Source organism: Singulisphaera chitinilytica (assembly GCF_049331405.1).
Lineage (GTDB): Bacteria > Planctomycetota > Planctomycetia > Isosphaerales > Isosphaeraceae > PoT.
Genome location: NZ_CP186274.1, coordinates 4,182,874 through 4,199,856, shown reverse-complemented (window position 1 = coordinate 4,199,856; position 16,983 = coordinate 4,182,874). Strand labels below are relative to the sequence as shown.

The following is a 16,983-nucleotide window of genomic DNA, read 5'->3' as shown; positions in this document are numbered from 1 at the left end:
ATGAATGACTGACGATATCACGGCCTCGGGCCGATCGCCCGCCCCCGACGCCCAGGCTCGGAGCCGCGTCTTGGTCGGCCGGGGAAAGCCTCGAGTCTGCCTCGGAGCGATGGATTTCGTCGTGTCGAGTTGACGTCGCGGTCGAGCCCGTGCCCTGGATTGCGCCACCCGATCGAAAACCGCTCGAGGAGACGGTTCGGATATGATCGAAGTCATCAACTTCACCAAACGCTATGGCGACTTCGTCGCCGTCGACGACCTGAGCTTCACGATCGGGAAGGGGGAGGTCTTCGGCTTCATCGGGCCTAACGGCGCGGGCAAGAGCACGACGATCCGGTTCCTGGCGACCCTCCTGCGTCCGACCTCGGGCGAAGGCCGCGTGGCGGGGCATTCGGTGGTCGACGACCCGATGGCCGTCCGCCGCGTCATCGGTTTCATGCCCGACGACTTCGGCGTTTACGACGGCATGAAAGTCTGGGAGTTCCTCGACTTCTTCGCCGTGGCATACGAGATCCCGTACACCTACCGGAAGAAGATCATCGGCGAGGTACTCGAGCTCCTCGACCTGACGCACAAACGCGACGACTACGTCAACGGCCTCTCCAAGGGCATGAAGCAGCGCCTTTGCCTGGCCAAGACCCTCGTGCACGACCCGCCCGTCCTGATCCTGGACGAGCCGGCTTCGGGCCTCGACCCCCGCGCCCGCCTGGAAATGAAGGCGCTCCTCAACGAGCTCCGGGGCATGGGGAAGACGATCCTTGTCTCGAGCCACATCCTCTCGGAGCTCGCCGACTTCTGCACCTCGATCGGCATCATCGAGCGCGGGAAGCTACTGGCGGCGGGGAGCATCCAGCAGATCACGAGGCAGCTCCGGTCCCATCGCGTCCTCCGCGTGAACGTGATGGACGACACGATCAAGCGGGCCGAGGCGATCCTGCGCGACGATTCGAGCGTCCGCACGATCGAGTCGTTCGACCACACCCTGACCGCCGAGTTCGAAGGCCAGGACGAGGACATGGCCCGGCTCCTGGGCCGCCTGATCGGCGAGGGGATCGGCGTGCAGTCGTTCTCCGAGGAACCGCTGAGCCTTGAAGAAGTGTTCATGATGATCACGAAGGGGATCGTCAACTAAGTCCGGTCGGGATCGCCAACCAGGTTGCTTCGAACGCAGCTCGAATCCCCGGGGAACCCAACGCCGATGCTCCTGCGCGACAATCCGGTCCTGACTCGAGAGCTGCTGGTCAACCTCCGCTCATCCCGGGCGTTCCTGCTCCAGCTCGCCTACGTCTCGCTCCTGAGCGCGGTGGTCTACTTCTACTGGCCTCCCGAGGTGGAGGGGGTCCGGCAGGTCGGCTCGGGCGTGGCGCGTCGACTCTTCAAGCTCTTCTTCCTGGGCCAGTTCTTCCTCGTCGCGCTGGTCGCCCCCACCTTCGCGGCCGGCAGCATCACCGGCGAGAAGGAACGCAAGACGTATGAGATGCTGCTCGCGAGCCCCTTGCGACCTGCGACGATCCTGATCGGCAAACTACTCAGCTCGCTAAGCTATCTCGTGGTGTTGATCCTTTCCAGCCTCCCGCTGATGATCCTCTGCTTCCTGCTGGGCGGGATCTTGCTGTCCGAGATCGCGCGGGCGTACCTCGTCCTCATCCTGGCGGCGGGGACATTCGGCCTCTTGAGCGTGGCCTGCTCGAGCTTCTTTCGGAGGACGAGCTCGGCCTTGATGGTGAGCTACCTCGTCATCCTGCCCCTCGCCGTGCTCTGCATCGTCCTGACCTGGACGGATACGTCGGAGGCCCGCGCACGCGAGTTCGTCACGTTCATGACGATCTCGATCCTGCCGCCGTGGTGCCTGGCAATCTGGTCGGTCGTCGCCCTCGTGATCATCAGGCGCCTGCTCAAGCCGCCCGACGTCGGCAGCGAGGGCAAGGACGTGGTCGACGAGGAAGAGGAGATGAAGTACGCCATTGGCGTCGTCATCGATCGCGACCTCTACCCCGACAAGCTCTTCGCCCCGGCCAAACGCACCGACCTGATGCCCGACGGCACCAACCCCGTCCTCGACAAGGAGTTGAGGAGCGAGATCTTCAGCCAGGGGACCCTGATGCTGCGGGTCGTGATCCAGGTCAGCATGCTCCTCTCCATCCCCCTGATGGCGGCGCTCCTCTTCCTCCGATCCGACCGCGCGGGGTATTACGTCGGCTACGTGGTCACGTTCAACCTGCTGGTCGGCCCGGTCTTCTCGGCCGGTAGCATCACCCAGGAACGCGAACGTCAGACCCTGGCCCTCCTGCTCACGACACTCCTACGCCCCGGGCAGATCCTGTTCGCCAAGCTCCTGGCGGCGCTCCGGGTCTCGACGGTTCTGACCTTCTTGCTCGTCGAGCAGTTGCTCCTGGCGTACGTCCTCATCGAGGAACTGCGCGGGCGCTACTGGACCCTCATCGTCTTCCTGCTCATCATCGCGACGACCTGCCTGGCGACCTCGACGATCGGCCTCTTGTGCTCGGCATTGTCGCGTCGGACGACCGTCGCCATCGTCCTCACTTACATGACACTGCTCATCCTCTTCGTTTTCCCGGTGGGAATCCGATATTACTTGCAGGGATTCGTCTCGATCTCCGAAGAACGTCTTGCGGCGTTCACGGTCACGAGCCCGTTCTCGGCGGCCTTCAGCATCCCAATGGCGCCGACGCAGAACAACACGTTCGCGACTGACCATGTGGTCGTCCCCGAGCAGGTTCTCGTGCACATCGCTCCCAATGTTGACCTGCCGGTCTGGGCGATCTTCCTGATGATGTACCCGCCCCTTTGCCTCGTGCTGTACGGGGTGACGTACCTCGTCTTCCGTTGGCGCTGGTGGAGGGCTGGCGGCCTCGGCTAAAGCATCAGGATGGCGAACGATGCCTGATGATCTTTGACACCGACCAATTCCGGACCTCGAAATTCTTATCGTAGTCGGTCAGCGACGACGCTGGCTCCTCTACACGCATCCCCTGGTTCGTTTGCCTATGTTGGCTGCTACCTCGCATATTCTCACGCCTGCCCAGGATTATCTGGCGAGATTTGATGAGTGAGTGCAAGCTAAAGTGCTTGCCAGCAGGAGTCTTTAATCCCGATTTGTCGAACCAAGAGCGGGCTCGGTCTTCAGCTTCGCCAACATCTTTGAATAAAAGCGTAAATGAATCGCTGACGGAATTTCGACCGAAAGATCCCGAAATTCCGCGTCACAACGAAAAAAGGTTTACGTAGGAACGGCAAACCCTTCCGTAGGCCGTTTACTGGTCATTCAAGAACAGAATTTCAGGCTTTTTCGATTCGTTCACCCAAATCGACGTGGGTCAGGAATTTTCCGATTTATTGGTCCTTTGCCATGGAAGAATCATGGCGACGTGTTAAGTATTAGTAAGCGGCGTTTCAAGAGAGAAGGTGGATCGTGCCAAAGAGCGATCCTCGATCCATCAGCCAAGGACTCGGGGGAGCAGGAAGTATGAACGCGACCCATGTCCTCGTAATCAGCCGGGATAGCTCTCTTACCGGTCGGATTCGCGACGAGTTGAATATGCTTGGCGGCGTGGAACTGCAGGTCGCCGAGGGCCTCGAACGTGCGTTCATGGCGGTCAGCCAAGGGAACCATCAGGTCGTGGTCGCCCACCTCAACTCGGGGATCGAGAAGTCCCAGCTCGGCCGAATGATCCGCGAAGTCACCTCCCAGCAGATGAATCTCGTGTTCATCGCCGTCAGCGACTCATACAAGTCCGAAGAAGCCATCGATCTCTTCCGCCTCGGGGTTGCCGACTACCTCAGCGTCTCGGATCATCGCGAACAGATCGCCCCGGTGATCAAGAGCATCTCGGCCAACTGTGCGGCACCCCGCCAGCCCGAGAAGAGCGAAGTAGAGCAGGAGTCGGCCCATCGCGGGAACATTCGTCGTCCGCGCGTCTCGACCATGGCCTCGTGAGTCCCGCCACCCGCGACGGTCGTCGACACGCTCTGGATCGCACGCGACTCAGCGTATCATATCTCGACTCATTCTCTCGCAGCATCCGGACACGTTTTGAAGTCCGTCCGAACCCGTCGCAAGGCAATTGCCGACGACACTACGTTCAAAAGCCGAGTTGCCTTCGAGTCGCCGTTGGCCTCTCCAACGTAGCGATGTGAACCCGGGCGAAAGAGCACCGATCAATCGGTAGACTTCGATCCATCCGCGAGCCGAGCTGCGTCCGCAAATAGCGACTCTTGGTCTTGTCGACCCAGCATTACCGCTGGTTGTTGCCTTCGGCCGCTTCGGGCTTGCTCGGCGAGGCCGCAGGAGGCAGAGGCGTGGCCGGGCCCAGGTCGATGCCGAGAGGGGCCTGGCCCGAGCGGATCTCTTCGAGCCGCTTGCGATACTTCTCGTAAAGCCGAGTATGTCGACTCTTCGTATCGACTGGCCTGCCATTGATGAAGACGGCCTTCACCTCGGTCGTCGGTTGGAGGATATTCCCGGCCGAGATGACCAGATTTGCTCGCTTGCCGACCTCGAGTGAGCCGACCTGATCTGCGATGCCGAGAATCTGGGCGGCGTTCAGGGTGATCGCCTTGAGCGCCTCGGATTCGGGCAGGCCGAACGCCACGGCGGTCGCCGCCTCGTAGGGTAGGTTCCTCGACGCCGTCGCCTGCTCGGGGCCCCTCGGATTGGATCGGATCGCGAACGGGATGCCAGCCTCGTGGAGTCGGGCCGGGTTCGCGTAGGGGGAATCATACGGGTCGGTCGACTCCGACGGAAGCTGAAGCGTCCCCCCCACCAGGACCGGCACCTTGGCCGTCTTGAGGGCATCGACAACCTTCCAGGCCTCGGCAGCCCCCGAGATGACTGCCTTCAGCTTCAGGTCCGACGCGATCTTGAGCGCATCCAGGATCTCGGCACGGTGCTCGGCGCGGAAAATGACCGGCTTCAGCCCCTTCGCGTAAGGGACCAGGGCCGCGAGTCGGGCATCTGGGATCGGCGGCTCGACCCCTCTGGCGGTCGCCTCGGTGACGACCTTGTCGTATCGCAGGGCACGTCGAAACTCCTCGCGGATCGACTCGAGCTGTTCCTTGCGCTTCTGGCGAGGATCGGGCCCGTCGCCCCGCGGATTGGAGCCTTCCGCCGGCGGCGGGATATATGCGGGGATGGACACATGCAGGGCGAGCGGGTCGGAGATGGTCATCTCGCGCGGGACCCACCCATCGAGGTTGATGGCACATCCCTGGCCCGAGATCAGGCCTCCGGCCGGCTGGACGTAAGCGGTGAGGACGCCGTTGGCCCGCGTCACCGGGATCAACTCGCTATCGGGGTGAAGTGCCGAGCTCGTCCTCAACTCGGGCTCGAACTGGGCGGAGTCGGAGTCGTCCTGCGTTTCCGGCAGGCTCCCGACCTCGAAGAGGGCGAGCCTCGTCCCTGAGTCGATGAGCCCCGGCCAGACGTCGAACCCTTGCATGTCGATCGTCTGGGCCCCGGCGGGGACCGGCGTCTGCGGGCCGCCGATGGCCGTGATTTTCCCGTCGATGATGACGAGTGTCCCCTCATTAATGTCGGGCGAGCTGACGGGGTGGAGCCTCGCGCCGGTGAGCGCGTAGACGCCTTTCGCATTCGGCAGGATCTCGACGCTCCGACCCTTGAGCGCGTGGCTCGGGCCGGGCATCTCGGAATGCTCGCCCGAGTTCGCCGGGTTCGAGCCGTTCGCCTGCTTGCGCTGGAAGGCGACCTCGCCGTCGATGATCGCCATCTCGCAGCGGGCGAAGGCGTCGAAGGGGTGGCGATTGAAGAGCGAGATATCGGCGTCTTTCCCGACGGCGAGCGAGCCGATCCGGTCCTGGAGCCCGAGCTCTTTGGCCGGGTTGAGCGTGATCATTGCGAGGGCCTGGGCCTCGGTCACGCCGCCGTACTTGACCATCTTGGCCGCTTCGAGATTCAGGTGGCGGATGAGCTCGTCGCTGTCACTCTTGATGCAGACCGAGGCGCCGGCCTCGGTGAGCAGCGCTGCATTGTAGGGGATCGCATCGAAGGCCTCGATTTTGTACGCCCACCAGTCGGAGAAGGTGGAGGCGCTCGCCCCGTGCGCAGCGATCTCGGCGGCGACCTTGTACCCTTCCAGGGCATGCTGGAGCGACTGGACCCGGACGCCATGCCGCGAGGCCACCCGGAGCAGCATCAGGATCTCGTCGCTCCGGTAGCAGTGGGAATGGATCTTGATGGAGCCCTCGAGGATCCTGGCGATGGCCTCGAGTCGCAGGTCGCGTCGGAAGGGGGCGGGGTTGAGTCCCTTCGCCTGGGCCGCGGCGTGGTTCCTGGCCAGTACCTGATAGGCACGCGCCTCCTGGAAGGCCCGCTCGAGCGTCGACTCGACTCCCATGCGGCTATTGGGGAACCGGCCGGGGTTGCGCGTCACGTTCTCGCCAAGCGCAAACTTCACCCCCTGGGGCGCATCCTTGATGATCAGGTCTCGACCCGGGAGCCCGTACTTGAGCTTGATGACGGCGTCCTGCCCGCCGATGGCGTCGGCCGAGCCATGGAGGATTCTGGCGGTCGTCGTCCCGCCGGCTAGCGCCCGATAGATCGAGACGTCATCACCCGTGATCACGTCCTTGATGCGGACCTCGGGGACGATCGAGAGGCTCCACTCGTTGACGCTCCCCTGGACGGCGATGTGCGAGTGCGAGTCGATGATCCCCGGCATGGCGACCATGCCCGCGGCGTTGATCACCGTCACGTCCTTGGGGGCGTCGACGTTGGACCCGATCTTCGCGATCTTGCCGTCCTTGACCAGGATCGAGCCCTTGGAGATCGTCCCTTCCTCGGTCACCGTCAGGATCGTCGCGTCCTTGATCAGCACGTTGCCCCGCGTCCTGAGCTTCGGCTTTCTCGCCTCGTCGAACTCGGTCGCGATGTCGGGTGCGTGCGATGCGGAAGTGGTTTCGGGCTCGGGGGCATTTGGGGCCGTCGCGGCCTTGGACTTCGCGGCCTCTGGCTTGGGAGTCGCGTCCGGCTTGGACTCCGAGGCCTTCGGGCGGGCAGGGGGAGGGGCAGCCGGTTCCTTGGGAACCTCCTTCGCCTTGGGCTCATCGGCCTTTTCTTTGGGAGCGGCAGGGGCGTCCCCCTTCGGCGATTCCTTGGGCTTGGCGTCCTCCGTGGCGGCCTTGGGAGTCGTCGTTGCAGGGTTGGCCTCGGCCTTGCTTTCCTTAACTTTCATCTCCTCGGGGGCCGTCTTGGGCGTCTCGGCCTTGGTGGCGGCCTCGGGTTCCTTGGGCTTCGCGGGCGTCTCGGACTTCTCGGACTTCTTGGAGGCGTCGGGCTTGTTGAATTCGAACTTCAACCCATCGACGAGGACGAACCGCACCTTGGCATTCTCGTCGCCGAGCGGTGCGGAGAAGGCGACGAGATGGCCGAGTTTGCCCACCTCGATGGTGCCGAGTGACTTGGAGGCCCCGGCAATCTCCGCGGCTCGCTGCGTGAGGGCCGCAAGGGCAGCCTCGCGAGGCAGGCCCGCCGCGATCAGCTTCCGCAGCATCGACGGTAAGTGATCCGTCTTGGTGATCCCGTCGCTCGACAGGGCGAAGCGGACTCCGGCCTGGGCCAACACCTGTGCCGTGCCGACTCGCTCCTTCCACCTGGCGCCGCGGTCCACGAGAACCTGGTACGGTTCGATCCGCTCGGCGGGCTCTCGCTTGCGGTACTCCGCCTCGGTAGAGACTTTGGGCTCGTCGGGGAAGTCAATCCGCAGTACGACCGGGACGTCGAGCGCCTTGAGCCGATCCGCCACTTTGCCGGCCTCGCGACCGCCGACGATGACGGGCGTCGTCCCGAACTCTTCGGACAGATCGAGGGCCCGATGGATCTCATCCCGTGTGTTTGCTTCCCACCAGGTGGAGATCGCCTTGGTGCGGGCAGCATGGAGCACCTTCAAGGAAGGATCGAAGGGGCGGCGCCCGGTTTCGTCCCCTGGCGCGTCAGCCTGGGCCAGCGAGGCCGCATATTCGGCGTCGAGCATGGCCTGGCGAAGGTGGGCGATCACACCGAGCAGGACCACCGGATATCGTGCGACATTCCTGTTTCGCACCCTGGCTGCCGCGTGGTCATCGTCACCTTTGGGCGGGGTTGGCTCGAACGGGGGCTTGAGATTGATGTGGAGCCCGACGGGGGACCTCACAATAACCTCGCGACGCGGCAATCCACTCAGGCTTACGAGGGCGCTCTGGCCGGTTACGATGGCACCGGCGGGGGCCGAAACCAGGTCGGTGAATCCGAGCTTGCGACGCTCTTCCGCCTGCGTGTCTCCCAACTCCAGGGCAGACGCAACTTCGAACTCGGGCGTCAGGCCGTAGCGGTCATCGGAGGGGGTTCGAGCCAACGCACTATCATTGTAATCGACCGGGCGGCCGGAGCCGGTCCTGGATCGTACCGAGCCGGGCGTCTGGCCGACCGTGGTATAGAGATCGATAAATCCGGGATAGATGGTCAATCCTTGACCATCGATGACCTCGGCATCGAAGGGAATGGCCACCTTATCGGCAGGACCAACCGCCTCAACCTTACCGTCGCGGACGACGACCGTTCCTGAGTCGATCGTTTCCTTGACAGAGGCGACGATCTTCGCATTCTGGATGGCGTACGCCGTCGGCTGATAGCCCGTGCGGGTGTCTGCGGAGAGCCACGGTGTGCCGACGACCAGCAAGGCCACCGACACGGCAATACAGACGGATCTGAGACGGAGTGAGGCGCCACTCGACATGACTTGGGGCTCCCCCAGGCACGGAAGGCCTTGGGTTCATTTGCCTTAGGTTTCGCGATTTCAGGCAGCGAGCCGCCGTCCTCGGAGTCGAGGCCGGGTGGGAAACCCGAGCAGCCCTCCTGATCCCTTTCCGTCCCTAGATTTCATATCATCTGCATCCCCATACCGGCAAGGCACGACCCCACCCAAACTTGTCCGCTCAAAGATGGTTTGGGCTCATACTTTGCAGGAATGGAGTCCGAAATCGAACGGACTCGCTCCCGCTCCCCTCCCCGTGACTCACACCTCGTTGATTATCCCCTCGGTCACACCGTCCGCGTAACTACTCTCGTCGTACGATCTGAAATCGAAAATCAATTTCTAGTTGATCTGAGAAAGCTTTTCACAATGGCTTTTTATCAACACCGGGATCATCTTGAGGAGACGCCGATAAAAATCCGTAATTTCTTGTCCGATAAGGTGTTGTGCGATGGATTTGGTTGCCAAGAGCAAACGCATGTCATACAAGGGCGAAAGTTTTCCATCTTATCTAGTCGCTCTATTTTGACTGGCAACTTTCGGTGGCTAAACTTGACAGCACGTACGCAAGTTACCCACTTTGGTGCGACCTCATGACACGGATCCCCCAAATCCTGGTTTACTCCCCGAGTGCACAGCCGGAACCCGGCATCGTCGTGGGAGCCTCTCGTGCGGGGGCGATCGGCGTGCTCGATTGCGGGTCCGCAATCAACCGGATTGGTATCGCAGACGCCGCGCGGAGGGTTGGCCGGCTGATCGGCGACCTACCTTTCGGCGTGAAGCTCGGTGCCGAGCACATCGATAAGGAATGGATCCGGTCCTTACCGGAGTCGGCGAAAGTGCTGGTCGTCACGCGAGGGCATCTGGAACGTGTCGACTGGAGAGTTGTGCTCAGCGTCGCCGCCGAATCGGACCGCCTGGTCGTCGCGGAAGTTGGCTCCCGTCAGTTGGCCGTCGAAGCGGTCGAGGAGGGCGTGTCGGCTCTGATCGTCGCGGGGCATGAGGCAGGCGGGTTCGTCGGCGACGACTCGTCCTTGATCCTGCTTCAGGCGGTCCTCGAGAAGACGACGGTGCCGGTCTGGGTCCGAGGCGGGATCGGCGCGCGTTCCGCGGCGGCCTGCGTCGCGGGGGGAGCCGCGGGGGTCGTCCTGGATGGCGCGGTGCTGCTGGCTCGCGAGTCCCCCCTCAGGGCTGACGTAAGAGAGCGTCTGGCTCGCTGGGATGGCGGCGAGACGGTCGTCATTCGTCCGAGCGAGGGCGAATCGCTCCGTGTTTACGCCTCGCCCGGCTTGCCCGCTCTAGCGAGACTCAAGGCCGCAGCGGAGGCCGGTGGTGAGTCCTGGCGATCTGCCCTCCAGGCTGAGGTCGGTTGGGGGACGCGACAATTGTGGCCGGTAGGGCAGGATGCGGCACTCGCCGGCAGGCTCGCGGGTCGTCACGTGACTGTCGGCGGTATCATCCAGCACGTCGAACGCTCGATCGAGGAAGGCTTGAAATCGGCCTGGGAGACGGCGCCCCTGGCCTCGGGATCGGCGCTGGCGGCCTCGCACGGGACGCAGTATCCGATCGTGCAGGGGCCGATGACCCGCGTGAGCGATACGGTCCCTTTCGCGGAAGCCGTGGCCGTTGGCGGCGGTTTGCCCTTCCTCGCCCTCGCCCTGATGCGTGGCCCCGAGGTGCGCAAGCTGCTGGACGAGGCGAATCAGCGTCTTACAGGGCGTGCGTGGGGTGTGGGGCTGCTCGGATTCGTTGACCCGGCACTCCGATCCGAGCAGATGGCCGAGATCCTCAGGGTTCCTCCGCCGTTCGCACTGATCGCCGGCGGGCGTCCCGACCAGGCCCGCGAGCTCGAGGCCGCCGGGATCGAGACGTACCTCCATATCCCGTCCCCCGGGCTGCTGCGACAATTCTGGGCCGATGGGGCACGGCGCTTCGTCCTCGAAGGCCGCGAATGCGGCGGCCACGTCGGTCCGCGCTCGAGCTTTGTGCTCTGGGAGCAGGTCGTCGATTCCGTTCTCGAACTCCTCGACCGGAGCGGCGAGGCTGAAGAGGTCCATGTGCTATTCGCTGGCGGGATCCACGACTCCCGATCGGCCGCGATGGTGTCCGCCATCGCCGGGCCGCTCGCGGCTCGAGGGGCTCGCGTCGGCGTGCTCGTCGGCACGGCCTATCTGTTCACGCAGGAAGCCGTCGACACCGGCGCGATCGTCCGCCAGTTCCAGGACGAAGCCGTGCAGTGCGAGCGGACCGTCCTGCTCGAGACCGGCCCCGGACATGAAGTTCGCGTGAGTCCGACACCATTCGCACACAGATTCGAGCAGGAACGCCGGCAGTTGACCGCGTCGGGAGCCTCCGCCGAGGAGGTCCGCGAGGCCCTCGAGGCCCTCAACGCCGGCCGGCTCCGCGTGGCCGCGAAGGGCATGGATCGGAGCCAGGGGAGTGGCAGCCCGCTGGCGCCGGTCGCCGGCCCCGACCAGTTCGAGCGTGGCCTGTACATGCTCGGGCAGGCGGCGACCCTGCGGGATCGCGTGACCACCATCGCCGAGCTCCACGCAGAGATCTGCGACGGCAGCATCGGCCGCCTCGATTCCGCCGTGGCCCGGCTCAGACCCGAGGCTGAGGAATTACAGACCCCCTCCGACATCGCGATCGTGGGGATGTCCGCGATCGTGCCGGGGGCCTCCGACGTCCGCACCTTCTGGGGCAACACGCTCCGAGGCGTTGATTGCATCACCGAGGTCCCCGAGGATCGCTGGGATTGGCGGCTCTACTACGACGTCGATCCCAAGGCGCCGGACAAGATCACCTCGAAGTGGGGCGGTTTCCTCCCCGAGATCCCCTTCGACCCGCTCTATTACGGCATGCCGCCGACGAGCCTCCCCTCGATCGAGCCGATGCAACTCCTCATGCTCGAGGCGGCCCGCAAGGCCATCGAGGACGCCGGCTATCGCGATCGCCCCTATCCCAAGGAGCGTACCTCCGTCGTGCTCGGGGCCGGCGGCGGCGCCGCGCAGCTCTCGATGGGCTATGCCTTCCGCTCCTATCTCCCGCTGCTCGACACGGTGATCCCTGGCGGCGGCCAGAAGGCGATGGAGCAGTGCGGGAGTCGGCTCCCCGAGTGGACCGAGGACTCGTTCCCGGGGATCCTCCTGAACGTGGCGGCGGGTCGCGTGGCGAACCGTTTCGACCTGGGCGGGGCCAATTACACGGTCGATGCCGCCTGCGGATCCTCGCTCGCCGCGGCCGCATTGGCGGTCCGCGAGCTCGAGTCGGGCGCGGCCGACATGGTGCTGCTGGGCGGGGCGGACACTGTCCAGAATCCGTTCACATACATGGCGTTCAGCAAGACCCAGGCGTTCTCGCCCCGAGGCCGTTGCCGTCCCTTCGACGCCTCGGCCGACGGCATCGTCATCAGTGAAGGAGTCGCTGTCGTCGTCCTCAAGCGACTGGCCGATGCCGAACGCGATGGCGACAAGATCTATGCGGTCATCAAGGGGCTGGGAGCCTCGAGCGACGGCCGGGCGAAGGGCCTGACGGCTCCTCGACCCGAGGGGCAGGTCCGGGCCTTGCGTCGGGCTTACGCCAAGGCCGGCGTCGAGCCGACCACGGTCGGATACGTCGAGGCCCACGGCACGGGTACGGCGGCGGGGGATCTGTCGGAGGTCAACTCCCTGAGCACGGTCTTCCGCGAGGCCGGGTGCGAGACCTCGAGTTGTGCGGTGGGGTCGGTCAAGTCTCAGATCGGCCATACCAAGTGCGCTGCGGGCCTGGCAGGTCTCATCAACGCATCGCTCGCCCTTTATCACAATGTCTTGCCACCCACCATCGGCGTCGAGAGGCTCAACCCGAAGGCCGACCTCGCGGATGGTCCGCTCTACATCAGCACGAAGACTCGCCCCTGGCTGCACGCGGAGAAGGATCGTCCGCGCAGAGCCGGTGTGAGCGCCTTCGGCTTCGGCGGCACGAACTTCCACGCGGTCCTGGAGGCTTACGACCGGTCGACCTTGCCTCCGCAATCGGCAATTCAGGATTGGCCGGCGGAGTTATTCGTCTGGCGTGACGAGCTTTCGATGATCGCGGCCTCAATCGACCGCCTGACATCGGCCCTCGACCAGGGAGCGCAGCCGGCGCTGCGGGACCTTGCTTATACACTGATCCAGTCGGTCCGCCAGGCCGGCTCATCGCTCGCGATCGTGGCCAACTCGCTCGAAGACCTGCGCTCCAAGCTGACGATCGCTCGCGATGGAATCGCCGCCGGCAAATCGGAGTTCCGCGACCCCCGAGGGGTCGAGTTCGCCGGACCTGCGGACCACGCCAAGCTTGGGAAAGTGGCGTTCCTCTTCCCCGGGCAGGGTGCACAGCAGGTCGAGATGCTCAATGACCTGGCGATCGCGTTCCCCGAGGTCCGCTCGGCCTTCGAGGATGTCGACGCCACCCTCAAGGGCCTGGATCGGCCGACGATCGGCGAGCTCGTCTTCCCGCCGCCCGTGTTGTCGCAGGAGGAGCGGGATCGGCAGAAGAAGGCTCTGACCGCGACCGAGGTTGCTCAGCCGTCCCTGGCCGCCGCGAGCGTCGGCATGCTGCGGTTGCTCGAGTCCTTCTCCCTGGCTCCCGACATGACCGCCGGCCACAGCTACGGCGAGCTCGTCGCCCTCTACGCCGCCGGCTCGTTCTCGCTCGAGGGGCTCGCCGAGCTTTCGGAAGGACGCGGCCGTTTCCTGAGAGACGCTGCCGCCAATCACCCCGGCTCGATGGCAGCCCTGGCGGCCGGCCCCGAGAAGGTGGCCGAGATCCTCGACGGTATCGACGGCGTCGTCGCCGTCAACTGGAACGGGCCGAAGCAGACGGTGATCTCCGGGCCTCACGAGGGGGTCGCCATGGCCATCGATCGGGCCAAGGCTTTGGCGATGCGAGCCCAGTGGCTCCCCGTCGCCTGTGCTTTCCATTCGCCCGCGGTGGCCGAGGCGCAAAGCCCACTCACGAGCCTGGCCGGCAAGCTGATCCAGAGTGCTCCGGGGCTCCCGGTCTACTCGAACGTCGACGCTCGGCCGCACGGCGAGATCACGTCCGAAATCGCCACGCAACTCGGCTCGCATGTGGTCAAACCCGTGCAATTCGCCGCGATGATCGAGGCGATGTACACCGATGGGGCGAGGACTTTCATCGAGGTCGGGCCCGGCGGCACGCTCACTTCGCTCGTCGGCTCGATCCTCGGCACGCGTCCCCACCTGGCCGTCGCCGTCGATCCTCCGGGCCGCTCGGGTATTGCGGGGCTCTTGCAGACGCTTGGTCGACTCTTCGTGGCGGGGCTCAGTCCGCGCTGGGAGCGTCTGACCGAAGGGAGAGACGTCCAGCGGCTCCACTCGACCCGATTCGTTCGCGAATCCGAGGTCGACGTCATCGGGCCGGCGACCTGGCTCGTCAATGGCTCGCGATCGAGGCCCGCTTCCGCGGCCGAGCCGCTCCGGCTCGGCCCCGGGCCGGCGTTGCCCGTCGCGAACGCGGAGCCGGAGGTCCGGCCCGAAACTCTCGCCGCCGGCCCCGAGCCCGTGGCGGCCTTGCCCAGAGACACGGAACCGTACACCAACGGCGTGTCTCATGAAAATGGATATGCAAACGGTCGATGCGATACACCGTCGCGGAACGGTGCCTCGTCCCCAGCGACGGACCTGTACGTCGCGCCGATGGACCAAGAGATGGCCGAACCTGGATCAGACGTAACACGCGTGTTCGAAGCCTTCCAGAAGACCATGCAGACATTCCTGGAAGTGCAACGAGAGACGATGCTCGGATTCCTCGGAGCCTCGAGGCTGGAGACGCCCAGCGTCGAGCCCGCGCCGGGCAACGGTCGATTTTCGCCCCAGGATTTCGAGCCCCGCCCACGAGTCTCGAAACCCTCGCCGATCTCGACCGAAGCCTACGCACCGGCACCCGTGGCCCCGCCGCGAGTCGTCGCCCCGGAGCCCTTGATCGTCGCGCCAATCCCGTCGCCGAAGATCGAGGCACCCGCATCTGAGCCGGTCACCTATCGGAACGGGACGACCACCGCCACGGCTCCCGCCCCCGCACCCTCGCCGGCTCCCGCTACCGCCGCCACCGTCGACGTGGCCGAGAGGCTGCTGGCCATCGTGAAGGATCGCACCGGCTATCCAGCCGAGATGTTGCAACTCAACCTCGACCTCGAGGCGGACCTGGGCATCGATTCGATCAAGCGCGTCGAAATCCTCGGGACGCTGCGAGACGCCCTGCCGAACTTCCCTCGCGAATCCGGCGTCGACCTGATGGATCAGCTTTCCAGGGCGAAGACCCTGGGAGCCATCGTCGAGCGCGTGAACAAGGCGATGGGGGGCAAAGCCTCCCCAAAATCTGATCGAGCCGTTTTGACCCCGCCCCGAGCGGAACGGAACGGCTCGCATTCAGCCTCAGAAAACGACCAGGCCGAGTCGCGTGAAGACGTTCGCCGACTCGTCCTTGAGTCGGCCCCCGCGCCGCTCGATCTCCTGGTCTCCGACCTCAACCTCGCACCGTCGGGCCTGGTCCTCGTGACGGACGACGGCCGCGGGATCGCCCTAAGCCTGGCCGAGAAGCTCGAGGCCCAGGGGCACCCGGTCGTGATCCTGGGTGAGAAGTCTTCGAACGGCTCCCGGCAAGGTCGGCGCGTGGTAATGGTCGACTTCAGTTCGGAGGATTCGATCGAGGCCTTAATCGGACGGATCCGAACTCGCGGAACCTTGGCCGGCATCATCCACGCCTTGCCGCTTCGGCGAGCGAACGATGTCGGCCTCGACGCCCAGGGATGGAACGCCCGGATCGAGGCGGAGGTCAAGGGCCTCTTCCTCCTGGCGAGGACGGCCGCCGATGACCTCGCCCACTCGGCCGAGAATGGCGGGGCCTGCCTGATCGCCGCGACCTGCATGGGAGGCGACTTCGCGAGCGTCGACGACCATCGCGATTTCTTCCCGGGGCAGGGCGCCATCGCCGGGATGATCAAGACCCTGGCCCGCGAGTGGCCGAAGGATGTGCGGGTGCGCGTGGTCGACCTCGATCCCAAGAAGGACGAGGCCACGCTCGCGACCCGACTCTACCAGGAAATCGGCGCGGACGATCACCACTCCGAAGTCGGCTACCGCGATGAGGAGAGGGTCGTCCTCAAGGCGATCCCAACTGAACTGCCGAAAGGCCGAAGCTCGAATTTGATCCTCCCGGAAGGGGCCCCGATCCTCGTGACGGGAGGCGCCCGGGGGATCACCGCCGCCGTGGTGGGCGACCTGGCCAAACGCTGGAAGCCGACGCTCCTGATCGTCGGCTCGAGCCCGCCGCCGTCGGAGGTCGAGGATCGGGCCACCTCCAGGTTTGAGGGAGGTGCGGAGCTTAAAGCGGCGCTCCATCGCCGTGCTTCCAGCCAAGGGAAGACAATCGGCCCGGCCGAACTCGAACGCGCCTATCAGGAACTCCGACGTGAGCGGGAAATCCGCGCCAACCTGGAGGGCTTCCAGGCCTCGGGGGCGAAGGTCGCCTATGCCCAGGTCAACGTCCGCGACCGTGAGGCACTGGGCCGGACACTATCCGCCTGGCGCGAGAAGTTCGGCCCGATCGCCGGGCTCATCCATGGAGCGGGGGTGATCGAGGACAAGCTGCTCCGCGATAAGACGACGGCCTCGTTCGATCGCGTGCTCGGGACGAAGCTCGAGGGGGCTCTGAACCTCGCCGGCTTGCTCGAAACCGACCCGCTCAAGTTCGCCGTCTTCTTCTCGTCCGTGGCCGGTCGATTCGGCAATCGCGGTCAGGCCGATTACGCGGCGGCGAATGAGATCCTGAACAAGCTCGCCCTCTGGCTCGACAGGCGCTGGGCGGCACGGGTCTTGTCAGTGATCTGGGGCCCCTGGTCGGGAGTCGGCATGGTCTCCGACCTCGAGGCCCACCTGGGCCGTCAGGGGTTCGGCATGATCCCGCCCGAGGTAGGGGCGACGAAGGTCGGCGACGACCTCCAATTCGGCAAGAAGGGGGACGTGGAGGTGATCGTCGCCGGCGATCTCGGCTCCTTGATGGATGACGAACCGGCCCTTGCAAACGACAACGGCCGCAAGATGGCCCTGGCCGGCCACCGTTGAAGATCAATTCGTGCGTTGATGAGGGAGAACCCCGAAGAAAGAGTCGTCGAATCACGATCTTTCTAGAGGGATGTGGACCGCCGCCTTCGCAACGAGACTTTCGT

At 64.8% G+C, this 16,983-nt stretch carries 5 protein-coding genes; 4 read left to right on the top strand and 1 reads right to left on the bottom strand.

All coding sequences use genetic code 11. The features are described 5' to 3' along the window. Positions 1-202 precede the first annotated feature (202 nt). The 3 genes from ACOYYX_RS16775 to ACOYYX_RS16765 all read left to right on the top strand — a co-directional run bounded on the left by ACOYYX_RS16775 (position 203) and on the right by ACOYYX_RS16765 (position 3,958). Positions 203-1,132 carry an ATP-binding cassette domain-containing protein gene (locus ACOYYX_RS16775; protein WP_422931060.1) on the top strand — a complete coding sequence of 310 codons (930 nt, stop codon included), beginning with the start codon at positions 203-205 and terminating at the stop codon, positions 1,130-1,132. Between the two features lie 66 nt (positions 1,133-1,198). Beyond that, entirely contained in the window at positions 1,199-2,881 is a 1,683-nt protein-coding gene (locus ACOYYX_RS16770) for an ABC transporter permease (RefSeq protein ID WP_422931059.1), read from the top strand. A gap of 606 nt (positions 2,882-3,487) precedes the next feature. Next, positions 3,488-3,958, top strand: a complete 471-nt coding sequence (locus ACOYYX_RS16765) for a hypothetical protein (RefSeq protein WP_422931058.1) — start codon at positions 3,488-3,490, stop codon at positions 3,956-3,958. Positions 3,959-4,256: 298 nt separating this feature from the next. Here ACOYYX_RS16765 and ACOYYX_RS16760 read toward each other — a convergent pair whose 3' ends face one another. Then, the gene (locus ACOYYX_RS16760; RefSeq protein ID WP_422931057.1) at positions 4,257-8,750 is read right to left on the bottom strand and encodes an amidohydrolase family protein; all 4,494 of its coding nucleotides are present in this window, start codon (positions 8,748-8,750) and stop codon (positions 4,257-4,259) included. Between the two features lie 611 nt (positions 8,751-9,361). On the opposite strand from ACOYYX_RS16760, the gene ACOYYX_RS16755 reads away from it, so the two are divergent. Beyond that, complete coding sequence (locus ACOYYX_RS16755; RefSeq protein ID WP_422931056.1) at positions 9,362-16,879, top strand: SDR family NAD(P)-dependent oxidoreductase; 7,518 nt, start codon at positions 9,362-9,364, stop codon at positions 16,877-16,879. Positions 16,880-16,983 lie beyond the last annotated feature (104 nt).